Origin of the sequence: Inquilinus ginsengisoli (assembly GCF_050434925.1) — a bacterium.
In the GTDB taxonomy this organism is placed as follows: Bacteria; Pseudomonadota; Alphaproteobacteria; order DSM-16000; family Inquilinaceae; genus Inquilinus; species Inquilinus ginsengisoli_B.
On the sequence record NZ_JBNDJK010000001.1, the window covers coordinates 5,012,544 to 5,024,913 of the forward strand.

General features: G+C 70.7%; 13 protein-coding genes. All 13 read left to right on the forward strand.

Translation table 11 applies throughout. The annotated features are described in order from the left end of the window. Positions 1 to 66: 66 nt before the first annotated feature. On the forward strand, positions 67 to 816 hold the full coding sequence (locus QFZ27_RS23975; protein ID WP_429228983.1) for a YebC/PmpR family DNA-binding transcriptional regulator: 750 nt from the start codon (positions 67 to 69) through the stop codon (positions 814 to 816). 227 nt (positions 817 to 1,043) lie between these two features. Then, positions 1,044 to 1,553, forward strand: a complete 510-nt coding sequence (gene ruvC, locus QFZ27_RS23980; protein WP_342238253.1) for a crossover junction endodeoxyribonuclease RuvC — start codon at positions 1,044 to 1,046, stop codon at positions 1,551 to 1,553. Then, the gene (gene ruvA, locus QFZ27_RS23985) at positions 1,550 to 2,170 is read left to right on the forward strand and encodes a Holliday junction branch migration protein RuvA (RefSeq protein WP_429228984.1); all 621 of its coding nucleotides are present in this window, start codon (positions 1,550 to 1,552) and stop codon (positions 2,168 to 2,170) included. The genes ruvC and ruvA overlap by 4 nt, the downstream gene beginning before the upstream one ends. Then, on the forward strand, positions 2,167 to 3,222 hold the full coding sequence (gene ruvB, locus QFZ27_RS23990; RefSeq protein ID WP_429228985.1) for a Holliday junction branch migration DNA helicase RuvB: 1,056 nt from the start codon (positions 2,167 to 2,169) through the stop codon (positions 3,220 to 3,222). The genes ruvA and ruvB overlap by 4 nt, the downstream gene beginning before the upstream one ends. Continuing rightward, a complete protein-coding gene (gene ybgC, locus QFZ27_RS23995; protein ID WP_429228986.1) occupies positions 3,219 to 3,650 on the forward strand; it encodes a tol-pal system-associated acyl-CoA thioesterase in 432 nt (143 codons plus the stop codon). Before ruvB ends, ybgC begins: the two co-directional genes overlap by 4 nt. An 11-nt stretch (positions 3,651 to 3,661) precedes the next feature. Then, positions 3,662 to 4,393: a protein TolQ gene (gene tolQ, locus QFZ27_RS24000; protein ID WP_429228987.1), complete on the forward strand. Its 732-nt coding sequence runs from the start codon at positions 3,662 to 3,664 to the stop codon at positions 4,391 to 4,393. Further along, the gene (gene tolR, locus QFZ27_RS24005) at positions 4,393 to 4,914 is read left to right on the forward strand and encodes a protein TolR (protein WP_429228988.1); all 522 of its coding nucleotides are present in this window, start codon (positions 4,393 to 4,395) and stop codon (positions 4,912 to 4,914) included. Before tolQ ends, tolR begins: the two co-directional genes overlap by 1 nt. 9 nt (positions 4,915 to 4,923) lie before the next feature. After that, complete coding sequence (locus QFZ27_RS24010) at positions 4,924 to 6,096, forward strand: hypothetical protein (RefSeq protein WP_429228989.1); 1,173 nt, start codon at positions 4,924 to 4,926, stop codon at positions 6,094 to 6,096. 16 nt (positions 6,097 to 6,112) lie between these two features. Beyond that, entirely contained in the window at positions 6,113 to 7,426 is a 1,314-nt protein-coding gene (tolB, locus tag QFZ27_RS24015; protein WP_429228990.1) for a Tol-Pal system beta propeller repeat protein TolB, read from the forward strand. A gap of 122 nt (positions 7,427 to 7,548) precedes the next feature. Beyond that, positions 7,549 to 8,025: a peptidoglycan-associated lipoprotein Pal gene (pal, locus tag QFZ27_RS24020; RefSeq protein ID WP_429228991.1), complete on the forward strand. Its 477-nt coding sequence runs from the start codon at positions 7,549 to 7,551 to the stop codon at positions 8,023 to 8,025. Between the two features lie 181 nt (positions 8,026 to 8,206). Further along, entirely contained in the window at positions 8,207 to 9,013 is an 807-nt protein-coding gene (locus tag QFZ27_RS24025) for a tetratricopeptide repeat protein (RefSeq protein ID WP_429228992.1), read from the forward strand. 3 nt (positions 9,014 to 9,016) lie between these two features. Next, a complete protein-coding gene (gene tilS / locus QFZ27_RS24030; protein ID WP_429228993.1) occupies positions 9,017 to 10,321 on the forward strand; it encodes a tRNA lysidine(34) synthetase TilS in 1,305 nt (434 codons plus the stop codon). A 90-nt stretch (positions 10,322 to 10,411) separates the two neighbouring features. Then, a complete protein-coding gene (gene ftsH / locus QFZ27_RS24035; protein ID WP_488168131.1) occupies positions 10,412 to 12,361 on the forward strand; it encodes an ATP-dependent zinc metalloprotease FtsH in 1,950 nt (649 codons plus the stop codon). The last annotated feature ends 9 nt before the right edge of the window (positions 12,362 to 12,370 follow it).

The following is a 12,370-nucleotide window of genomic DNA, read 5'->3' on the forward strand; positions in this document are numbered from 1 at the left end:
GCCGTCGCCGGGCCGGCCGCATATGTCTCCCGCCGCGAGTTTCCCAAGTCAGTCAGGCACTGCCCCATGGCCGGTCATTCACAGTTCAAGAACATCATGCATCGCAAGGGCGCGCAGGACGCCAAGCGGGGCAAGATCTTCACCAAGCTCCAGCGCGAGATCACCATTTCCGCCAAGCTCGGCCTGCCCGACCCGGCGATGAATCCGCGCCTGCGCGCCGCCATCCAGGCCGCGCGCAAGGAGAACATGCCGAAGGACAACATCGAGCGGGCGATCAAGCGCGCGACCGGCGACGGCGACGACAGCGACTATGTCGAGATCCGCTACGAGGGCTACGGCCCGGCCGGCATCGCCGTGATCGTCGAGGCGCTGACCGACAACCGCAACCGCACCGCGGCGGAAGTGCGCTCGATCTTCACCAAGCATGGCGGGTCGCTGGGCGAGACCAATTCGGTCAGCTTCATGTTCAACCGGGTCGGCGAGCTGGTGTTCCCGGCCAAGACGGCCAGCGCCGACGCGGTGTTCGAGGCGGCGCTGGAGGCCGGCGCCGACGACGTGCAGAGCGATGACGAGAGTCACACCGTGACCACCTCGGTCGAGGGCTTCGCCGCCGTGCGCGACGCGCTGGAGGAGACGTTCGGCGCGCCGGATTCGGCCGGGCTGGTCTGGCGCCCGCTCAACACCGTCGCGGTGAACGAGGAGCAGGGTGCGGCGCTGCTGAAGCTGCTGGACACGCTCGACGACAACGACGACGTGCAGCGGGTCTCGGCGAATTTCGAGATCCCGGATGAGATCATGGCGCGGCTCACGGCCTGAGCCGGCGGAGGGATGATGACGTTTCGGGGGTTGGCGATAGGACAGGACCGGACGGCCGCGAGCGGCTGGTCGGGTCTTGATTTGCCCTCAGCCAGATTCCCCATTCTGTCATGCCCGGGCTTGACCCGGGCATCCAGAGGATGTCGACATCCTCTGGATGCCCGGGTCAAGCCCGGCAATCACATCGAAGTATATGGTCGAGGCCGGTTGCCGGCACTGGACCGTCCATGAGGATCCTCGGCCTCGACCCCGGGCTGCGCCACACCGGCTGGGGCATCCTCGATGTCGATGGCAACCGGCTGCGCTACATCGCCGACGGCCGCGTCGATTCCGACGACAAGGCCGACCTCGCCACCCGTCTTGTGCAGTTGCATGACGGGCTGGTCGAGGTGATCCGGAGCTGGACGCCGGACGAGGCGGCGGTCGAGGAGACCTTCGTCAACAAGAACCCGACCTCGACCCTGAAGCTCGGCCTCGCCCGCGGCGTGGTGCTGCTGGTGCCGGCCCTGGCCGGCCTGCGGGTCGCGGAGTACGGCGCCAACCACATCAAGAAGTCGGTGGTCGGCGCCGGCCATGCCGACAAGACCCAGGTCCAGCACATGGTGCGGATGCTGCTGCCCGGCACCACCTTCAAGACTCCGGACGCGGCCGACGCGCTGGCCGTCGCGATCTGCCACGCCCATCACCGCCAGACCGAGGCCAGCATCGCCGGCATCCGGCTGCAGGTGGCGCGATGATCGCCCGGCTGCGCGGCCTGCTGGACAGCGCCGGGGGCGACCACGCCGTGATCGACTGCAACGGCGTCGGCTACCTGGTCTTCTGCTCGCGTCGCACCCTCGGCCTGCTCGGCGGCCCGCGCGAGGCGGTGGCGCTGCATGTCGAGACCCATGTGCGCGAGGACCACATCCATCTGTACGGCTTCGTCGACACGGCGGAGCGCGACTGGTTCCGCATTCTGACCACGGTGCAGGGGGTCGGCGCCAAGGTCGCCCTCGCCATCCTGTCGGTGCTGTCGCCGGACCAGGTGGCGACCGCCATCGCCGCCGGCGACAAGGCGATGCTGGCCCGGGCCGAAGGCGTCGGGCCGAAGCTGGCCGGCCGGATCGCGTCGGAGCTGAAGGACAAGGTCGGCGGCATCGCCCTCGGGCCGGCCGCCACCGCGTTCCACACCGGGGGCGCCGCGACCGCACCGGCGGAGGCGGGCGCCGCGGCCGACGCGGTCTCCGCCCTGGTCAATCTCGGCTACGGCCGGGCCGAAGCATTCGCCGCGGTGGCCAGGGCCGGCGGCAAGCTGGGCCCTGAGGCGACCGTGTCGGCGATCATCCCCGCCGCCCTGCGTGAGCTGGCGTCATGAGCGCCCCCCTCAGCGATAATGGGCCCGACCGCATCGTCACCGGCGAGCGCCAGGGCGACGACGAAGCCTCGCTGCGGCCGCAGACGCTGGAGGATTTCGTCGGCCAGCGCGAGGTCTGCGACAATCTTCGCGTCTTCGTCACCGCCGCCCGCGGTCGGGCCGAGGCGCTGGACCATGTCCTGCTGTTCGGCCCGCCCGGCCTGGGCAAGACCACGCTGGCCCAGATCGTGTCGCGCGAGCTCGGCGTCGGCTTCCGCGCCACCTCCGGCCCGGTGATCGCCCGCGCCGGCGACTTGGCGGCGATCCTGACCAACCTGCAGCCGCGCGACGTGCTGTTCATCGACGAGATCCACCGCCTGAACCCGGCGGTGGAGGAGATCCTGTATCCGGCGATGGAGGATTTCCAGCTCGACCTGATCATCGGCGAGGGGCCGGCGGCGCGGTCGGTGCGGATCGACCTGCCGCCCTTCACCCTGGTCGGCGCCACCACCCGGTCGGGGCTGATCACCACACCGCTGCGCGACCGCTTCGGCATCCCGCTGCGGCTGAACTTCTACGGCACGCCGGAGCTGGAATCGATCGTCGCCCGCGGCGCCCGGCTGCTGGGCTGCCCGCTGACCGACGAGGGCGCGCATGAGATCGCCAAGCGCTCGCGCGGCACCCCGCGCATCGCCGGCCGGCTGCTGCGCCGGGTGCGCGATTTCGGCGCGGTCGCCGGGCTGGACCGGATCGACGCCCGCGCCGCCGACCAGGCGCTGAGGCGCCTCGACGTCGACGAGGCCGGGCTGGACGCCATGGACCGGCGCTATCTGCGCCTGATCGCGGAGCATTACGGCGGCGGCCCGGTCGGGGTTGAGACGCTGGCGGCGGCGCTGAGCGAGCAGCGCGACATGATCGAGGATGTGATCGAGCCGTATCTGCTGCAGCAGGGCCTGGTGCAGCGCACGTCGCGCGGCCGCATGCTGGGTGACCGCGCCTACCGCGCGCTCGGCCTGGCCGAACCGAAGCGCGCCGCCTCCCAGCTCGACCTGCTGGCGGAAGACGAGCCGTGACCGCGCCTCATCTCTTCCCCGTCCGGGTCTATTGGGAGGACACGGACGGGTCGGGAATCGTCTATCACGCCTCCTATCTGCGCTTCGCCGAGCGGGCGCGGACCGAGCTTCTGCGGGCGGCGGGGTTCGAGCAGTGGTCGATGCTGGAACAGACCGGCATCGCCTTCGCCGTGCGGCACTGCGCCATCGATTTCCGCCGCTCCGCCCGGCTCGACGACCAGCTGACGGTCGAGACCCGGGTGACGGCCATCGGCGGTGCCAGTCTCGATATGTCGCAGGCGATCCGGCGGAATGGGGATGACATCGTCACATTGCTGCTGAAATTGGCCTGCATCACTCGTGACGGCCGGGCGGCACGGATGCCGCCCCGGCTCCGCGAGGTCTTCAACGCGATCAAAGGTCAGACCGCGTCACACGCGGCGGAGTGAAGGGCGAAGGTATGGAGCAGTCGGTGATCGAAACCGCCCAGACGGTCGGGCAGGGTGCCATGCACAACATGAGCATGTGGGGCCTGTTCCTGCAGGCCGATGTGGTCGTCAAATTCGTGATGCTGCTGCTGCTGGCGGCATCGGTCTGGTGCTGGGCGATCATCTTCGAGAAGTGGATTCGCGTGCGCCGGCTGAACCGCCAGGCCGATGCCTTCGAGGACGCATTCTGGTCCGGCGGGTCGCTCGACGACCTGTATGACCAGGTCGGCGCGAACCCGCCCGACCCGATGGCCGCCACCTTCGCCGCCGGCATGAAGGAATGGCGCATCGCCGCCGACCGCGGCATCGGCGCCTCGGGCAGCATGCGCGCCGGGCTGCAGCAGCGCATCGACCGGGTGATGCAGGTGACCATGACGCGTGAGCTCGGCCGGGTCGAGCGCGGCATGACCGTGCTGGCCTCGGTCGGCTCGACCGCGCCCTTCATCGGCCTGTTCGGCACGGTCTGGGGCATCATGAACTCGTTCCAGTCGATCGCCGCCCAGGCCGACACCAGCCTCGCCGTGGTGGCGCCGGGCATCGCCGAGGCGCTGTTCGCCACCGCCATCGGCCTGTTCGCCGCCATTCCCGCCACCACCGCCTACAACAAGTTCTCGAACGATCTGAACAAATACGCCGAGCGGCTGGAGAATTTCGCCGGCGAATTCGGCGCGATCCTGTCGCGCTATCTCGAGGACCGCAGCTGATGGGTGTCTCGCTCTCCCACGCCACCGGCCGGGGGCGCGGCGGCCGCCGCACCTTCCGCCCCAACTCCGACATCAACGTCACGCCCTTCGTCGACGTCATGCTGGTGCTGCTGATCGTGTTCATGGTCACGGCGCCGCTGCTGACCGTCGGCGTGCCGGTCGACCTGCCGCAGACCCGGGCCCAGAACATCCCGACCAAGGAGGATCCGCTCCAGGTCACCATCGATGCCGCCGGCCAGATCTACGTGCAGAAGAAGCAGGTGGCGACGGAGGACCTGGTGCCGATGCTGACCGCGATCGCCAAGGCCCAGGCCTCGGCGGCGGGTGGCGGCCCGAACGAGACCCGGATCTTCGTGTTCGGCGACCAGGCGCTGGCCTATGGCCGGATCATGCAGGTGATGGGCGCCATCACCGCGGCCGGCTTCACCCGGGTGGCGCTGATCTCCGAGACGCCGAAGGGCCAGGCCGCCGTGACCACCGTGCCGGCCGCCGCACCGACCGCTCCGGCACCGAGGCGCTGACCCAGCCCCATGCGTCCCAGTCTCATCATCTCCCTGGCCCTGCACGGCGTCCTGCTGATCGTGCTGATGCTCGGGCTGCCGCTGTTCCGGCGCGACGCGCCGGCGATCGCGGTCGTGCCGGTGGAGATCGTCAGCGCCGACGAGGTGAACCAGGGTGCGACCGGCGAGGTCGCGCCGGAGCGCCCGCCGGCGCCGGATGCCACCGGCGACGCCGAGGCGCCGCCGCCGCCGGCCGCGGCGAAGACGCCGCCGTCGCCGAAGCCGCCGGCGCAGCGGCCGGAGCCGCCGAAGGTGGCGCAACTGCCGCAGCCGCGCCAGTCCGAGCCGACGCCGCAGGCGCGCCCGGCGCCGGAGCCCGAGCCGGCCTCGCCGCCGCCTCCGCCGCCGACCCCGCCGGCACCGAAGACGCCGCCGCAGGCGCCGGAACTGCCGACGCCGCCGAGGCCGACTTCGCCGCCGCCCACGCCTCCACCACCCCCGGTACAGGCACCGTCGCCGGAGCCGACCCGCAGCCCGCCGCCACCTCCGCCGACGCCACAACCGCCGCCGCCCCCGCCGCCGCAGCGGCCGAACCCGGCCTCTGGCAGGCCGGAGGCGGAGCCGACCCCGACTCCGTCCCCGCCGACGCCGCCGACCCAGACCGCCCAGGCCGATCCGATGGCGATCTCGCCGACCGAGGCACCGCGTCCGGGCTCCCGGCCGAAGGCGCCGCCGCCGGCACCGACGCAGCAGGGCCCCACCACGTCGACGCGATCCACCGCGCCGTCGCAGCCGCAGGGCGACGAGATTGCAGGCCTGTTGGACGGCCAACCCAGTGGGCGCCAATCCAGCCGGCAGTCGAACCGCCAGCAGCGGGCATCGGGGCAGGGCGGGCCGGCGACCCGTCTGTCGCGCGGCGACGAGGGAGCCATCCGTGACAAGGTCAAGCAGTGCTGGAACACCGGCCCGCTGGAAGGTGCGATGAACAAGCCTGTCGTCGAGATCAGGGTTGCTCAGATCCAGCCCGACGGCACCATCCTGCCCCAGGACATCACTGTGGCGAACGACGGTGGCGACCGGGCCTGGGCCAATGCCGCGCGAAGGGCGGTCGCAAATCCGGCCTGCCAGCCCTGGCCGATGCCGGGTGGCGGATGGCCGAACGATTCGTTCCTTCTTGTGTTCGACCCCAAGGACATGTTCTGACCAGCCAGGAACCGAGGTGCAGACTATGAAACGAGGCTTCCTTCACACCACGCTGGCCGCCCTGGCTGCGGTCGTATCCTTCTCCCTGGCGGCGGCGCCGGCCCAGGCCGAGATCAGGATCGACATCAACCAGGGCGTGTCGCAGCCGATGCCGATCGCCATCACCGACTTCCCCGGTGACCCGGTCGGCAGCCAGATCAGCCAGATCATCTCGGCGGATCTCCAGCGCTCCGGCCTGTTCGCGCCGATCGATCCGCGCGCCTTCACCCAGGATGCGGCGTCGCTGCAGCAGGGCCCGCGCTTTGCCGACTGGAAGGTGCTGGCGGCCCAGGCCCTGGTCACCGGCCAGGTCCGGCCGCGCGGCGACGGGCGCTTCGATGTCGACTTCCGGCTCTGGGACGTCGCCGCCGAGCAGCAGCTGACCGGCCTGACCCTGACCGGCGACAGCGCCCTGATGCGCCGCGTCGCCCACAAGATCGCCGACGAGATCTACCGCGCCGTGACCGGCGAGGACGGCTATTTCGACACCCGCATCGTCTACGTCTCCGAGACCGGGCCTGAGGTGAACCGGGTCAAGCGGCTGGCGATCATGGACCAGGACGGCGCCAACCATCAGTTCCTGACCGATGGCTCCCAGCTGGTGCTGACGCCGCGTTTCTCGCCGAACACGCAGCAGATCACCTATCTGGCCTATGTGAACAACAAGCCGCGGGTGTATCTGCTCGACCTCGGCAGCGGCCGGCAGGAATCGCTCGGCGACTTCCCGAACATGACCTTCTCGCCGCGCTTCAGCCCGGACGGCAACCGGGTGATCTTCAGCATGGCGCAGGGCGGCAACACCGACATCTACGTCATGGACCTGCGCACCCGCTCGGCGCAGCGCCTGACCTCCGACCCCTCGATCGAGACCTCGCCCTCCTATTCCAAGGACGGGACGCAGATCGTGTTCGAGAGCGACCGCGGCGGCAGCCAGCAGATCTACATCATGAACTCCGACGGGTCGGGCGTGCGTCGGCTCAGCTTCGGCCAGGGCCGCTACGGCACCCCGGTGTGGTCGCCGCGCGGCGACCTGATCGCCTTCACCAAGATCTCGGGCGGTCAGTTCTCGATCGGTGTGATGCGGCCGGACGGCACCGGCGAGCGTGACCTGGCCTCCGGGTTCCTGGCCGAAGCCCCGACCTGGGCGCCGAACGGGCGCGTGCTGATGTACACGGCCAGCGGCGGCGGCGGCAGCAAGCTGGTCAGCGTCGACATCACCGGCCGGGTCAGCGCCGCGGTGCCGACGCCCTTCGACGCGTCCGACGCCGCGTGGTCGCCGTTGCTGCCGTGACGGCAAGCCGCGGAAATGCTAGAAATAACGCAAGAAATACCTTGCGGAGCAGGCAGTAACCTGCTTTTCCCTCAACCGCTTTCCGAATCGTAAAGTCGGATCCACGTCAGGGGCAAAGAACCATGCGTCTCAAGATTGTGTCCCTCATGGGGGCTCTGCTGCTGGCCACGGCCTGCAGCTCCACCCAGAACGCCGGCACCGGTGCCGGCGCCGGCGGCCTCGGCTCCGGCGGCACCGCGGTCCCCGGCTCGCAGCAGGATCTGGCGCAGAACATCGGCGATCGGGTGTTCTTCTCGCTCAACGGCTTCGACCTGAGCCCCGAGGCGCAGGCCACGCTGAACAAGCAGGGCGGCTGGCTGCAGCAGTACCAGACCGTCGCCGTGACCGTCGAAGGCCATGCCGACGAGCGCGGCACCCGCGAGTACAACCTCGCCCTCGGCGATCGCCGCTCCAACTCGGTGCGCAACTACCTGATCGCCAATGGCGTGGCTCCGTCGCGGATCACCACCATCAGCTACGGCAAGGAGCGCCCGGCGGTGCCGGGCCACGACGAGTCGGCCTGGGCGCAGAACCGCCGGGCGGTCACCGTCGTCAACTGATCTCCACCCGGATGGCGGGCGGCGCCTTCGGTGCTGCCCACCGCTGGTCGGACGACTTGCGCGCCGGACGGCGGCAGCGGCATCGCCGTTGTCGCCGTGCCCGGCGCGTCTTATTTTCGCCGCTTGGATCGGCCCAAGATCGGATCGGTCCCGTGCCCCGAACCATGGAGGTGGAGGCGACATGCCGGCTTCGCACAGGCGATGGAGTATTCTTGCGGCCGCGGCGCTCGCCGTCGCGGTCCTGGCCCCGGCCGGGCCCGGCCGGGCGCAGAGCTACGAGGCCCAGCTCGAAGTCCGGGTCAGCACGCTGGAGCAGCAGATCTCGCAGCTGACCGGCCAGATCGAGCAGCTGCAGTACCAGAACCAGCAGCTCGCCGATCAGCTGAAGCGGGCCCAGGCCGACATCGAGTTCCGGCTGAACGAGCTCGAGGGCGGCGGCGGCGGCAGCAGCAAGGCGGCGCCGGCTCCGGCCCCGGCCAAGCGGGCGCCGGCCCAGACCGCCCCGGCCGCGCCGCGGACGCCGCAGCCCTTCACCCCGACGCCGCTGATGCCGCCGAAGCGGTCCGACGCCGAACCGCTGCCCCCAGTTTATGACGGCCAGGGCGACAGCCTGGGCGGCATGATTCAGGACATGGGCGCGGCCGACCCCGGGACTTCGGTCCCGGGCTTCGCCGCGACCGAGCCGCAGTCCTACGGCCTCGCCGCGGCCCCGGGCGGCGATGCGGCCGCCGCCTATGGGCTCGGCGAATCCCTGCTGGCCCAGGGCCGCCCGGGCGAGGCGGCCAACGCCTTCAACACCGCCTGGTCGATGGATCCGCGCGGGCCGCGGGCGCCGGATGCGCTGATGCGCCTGGCCCAGTCGCTGCTGGCGGCCCGGCAGGACCGCCCGGCCTGCGACGCCTTCGCCCGGCTGGTGGCGGATTATCCCGACGCCCCGCCGCAGATGATACGCCGCGCCAAGGACCAGCAGCAGCTGCTGCGCTGCTGATGCATGCCCGACCCGGTCACGCCCGACCCGGTCGCGCCCGAGCCCGTCTCGGATGACGAATTCGCCGCGCGGCTCGACCGCCTCGGCCCGTTCGACCGGCCTCTCCGCCTTGCCGTCGCCGTCTCGGGCGGTCCCGACAGCATGGCGCTCAGCCTCCTCGCCGCACGCTGGGTCCGGCAGAGGGGTGGCCAGCTTCTGGCCCTGATCGTCGACCACCGGCTGCGTCCGGACTCGACCGCCGAAGCCGCCGCCACCGGCGCTGCCCTGGCCCGGTACGACATCCCCCACCGCATCCTGACCTGGACCGACGCCCCCGCTCGGGCCTCGCAGGACCAGGCGCGCCGCGCCCGCTACGACCTGCTGGGCCAGGCCTGCCGCGAGGACGGCATCCGCGACCTGGCCGTCGCCCACCAGCGCGAGGACCAGGCCGAGACCGTGCTGCTGCGCCTGGCCAAGGGCAGCGGCATCGACGGGCTGGCGGGCATGGCCGCCTGGCGCCCGGCGCCCTGGGGCCGGCTGTTGCGGCCGCTGCTGGACCTGCCGAAGGCCCGGCTGGTCGCCAGCTGCGCCGGATTCGGCGTTGTCCCGGTCGACGACCCGTCCAACCGCCGCAGCCGCTACGCCCGCGCCCGGCTGCGCGCCGCCCGCGAAGTGCTGGCGGCCGAGGGGCTGACCGACGACCGGCTGTTCGCCCTGGCCCGTCGCGCCGGCCAGGCCCGCGATGCGCTGCAGCGGATCGCTGCCGATCTCGGCCGCCGCGCCGTGCGGCTCGACCCCGCCGGCTATGCCGCCATCGACCTGTCGGCCCTGCGCCAGGCCGAGCCGGAAATCGCCCGCCGCCTGCTCGGCTCCGTCACCGCCTGCATCGGCGGCGGCGCCGAGGCCCGCTTCGATGCGCTGGAGCGGCTGGTGGACGCAATGCGCGACGGTGCGCTGCTGGGTCGCACCCTGGGGCATTGCCGCCTGCGCGCCGCCGGCGACCGGCTGCTGGTGTTCCGCGAGCGCCGTGCCCTGCCGGAGATCCTTGGGCCGACGCCCAGCACATCCTTGCTCTGGGACGGCCGCTTCCGCATCGAAACGCCCGCCGATGTCACCCCGGATGACCGGATCGCGGCCTGGGGCGACGCCGCGGCGGGGCAGGGCCGTCCCGACGATCTGCCCTTCGATGCGGCCGCGGTATTGCCGGCGCTGTGGCGGAATGGCCACGTGCTGCGGCCCCCGAGCCTGGCCGACATGACCGGAAACGCCCTGATTCTGCGGTTCGAGCCGCTTTGGCTGTTGCTGCCGAATGGATTCCCGGTTGTTTAGGCGCGGCGCTATATTATCTAGTAACGAGCCTCCGGAGGCATTCCGGGGACCCACGACGCCGTGACGCCGCGCAAGCGGTATGCGCGGGACATGAGGCGACCGTCCGTGAACAATTTCGGCAAGAACTTCGCGCTCTGGATCATCATCGGCCTGCTGCTCCTGGCGCTGTTCAATCTGTTTCAGAGCTCCGGCGGCCGCAGCCCGCAGGGTGAACTGGCCTACAGCGACCTGGTGACCGCAGTCGAGAAGGGTCAGGTTCTCGATGCCAAGGTCCAGGGCCAGACCGTCACCGGCCACTACAATCAGAACGGTGGCGGCGGGTCGTTCCAGACCTACGTCCCGGACGGCACCGACATCATCAACAAGATGACGCAGGCCGGCGTGAAGGTGCAGGCCGCGGCGCCCGAGGGGCCGAACCTGCTGCTGACGACGCTGATGTCGTGGCTGCCGATGCTGCTGCTGATCGGCGTCTGGATCTTCTTCATGCGTCAGATGCAGTCCGGCGGCGGCAAGGCCATGGGCTTCGGCAAGAGCCGCGCCCGGCTGCTGACCGAGCGCACCGGCCGCGTCACCTTCGACGACGTCGCCGGCATCGACGAGGCCAAGCAGGAGCTCGAGGAGATCGTCGAGTTCCTGAAGGACCCGCAGAAGTTCCAGCGCCTGGGCGGCAAGATCCCCAAGGGCGTGCTGCTGGTCGGCCCTCCGGGTACCGGTAAGACCCTGACCGCCCGCGCGGTCGCGGGTGAGGCCAACGTGCCGTTCTTCACCATCTCGGGCTCGGACTTCGTCGAAATGTTCGTCGGCGTCGGCGCGTCCCGCGTCCGCGACATGTTCGAGCAGGGCAAGAAGAACGCCCCCTGCATCATCTTCATCGACGAGATCGACGCGGTCGGCCGCCATCGCGGCGCCGGCCTGGGCGGCGGCAACGACGAGCGCGAGCAGACGCTGAACCAGCTGCTGGTCGAGATGGATGGCTTCGAGGCGAATGAGGGCGTGATCCTGATCGCCGCCACCAACCGCCCGGACGTGCTGGACCCTGCGCTGCTGCGCCCCGGCCGCTTCGACCGCCAGGTGGTGGTGCCGAACCCGGACATCATGGGCCGCGAGAAGATCCTCAAGGTCCATATGCGCAAGGTGCCGCTGGCGCCGGATGTCGACCCGCGCGTCATCGCCCGCGGCACGCCCGGCTTCTCGGGCGCCGACCTGGCCAACCTGGTCAACGAGGCGGCGCTGCTGGCTGCCCGGCGCGGCAAGCGCGTGGTCGCCCATGCCGAGTTCGAGGAGGCCAAGGACAAGGTCATGATGGGCGCCGAGCGCCGCTCGATGGTCATGACCGATGCCGAGAAGAAGACCACCGCCTATCACGAGGCCGGCCACGCCCTCGTCGGGCTGTACGTGCCGGAGCATGATCCGATCCACAAGGCGACGATCATTCCGCGCGGCCGGGCCCTCGGCATGGTGGTCAGCCTGCCGGAGAACGACCGCATCAGCTGGGCCAAGATCCAGATGGAATCGCGGTTGGCCATGACCTTCGGCGGCCGGCTGGCGGAAGAGCTGATCTTCGGGCCTGAGCGGGTGACCAGCGGCGCTTCCAGCGACATCCAGGCGGCGACCAACCTGGCCCGCGCCATGGTGACCGAATGGGGCATGTCGCCGAAGCTGGGCCGGCTGCGCTACAGCTCGAACGGCCAGGAGGTGTTCCTGGGCCATTCGGTGACGCAGACCCAGAACATCTCGGAAGAGACCGCCAAGATCATCGACGAGGAGATGCGTCGCCTGATCGAGGAGGCCGAGAGCACGGCCCGCAACATCCTGACCGAGCATATCGACCAGCTGCATCTGCTGGCCAATGCGCTGCTCGAGTTCGAGACGTTGACCGGCGACGAGGTGCGCGGCCTGATCCTGCGCGGCGAGGCGATCGTGCGGCCGGAGCCGACCGACGACCCGCCGCCGCCGAAGCGCCCGACCAGCGGCAAGCGCACCTCGGTGCCCTCGGGCGGCGCCAAGGGCATCGACCCGGAGCCCCAGCCTGGTACGTGATCGGACCGG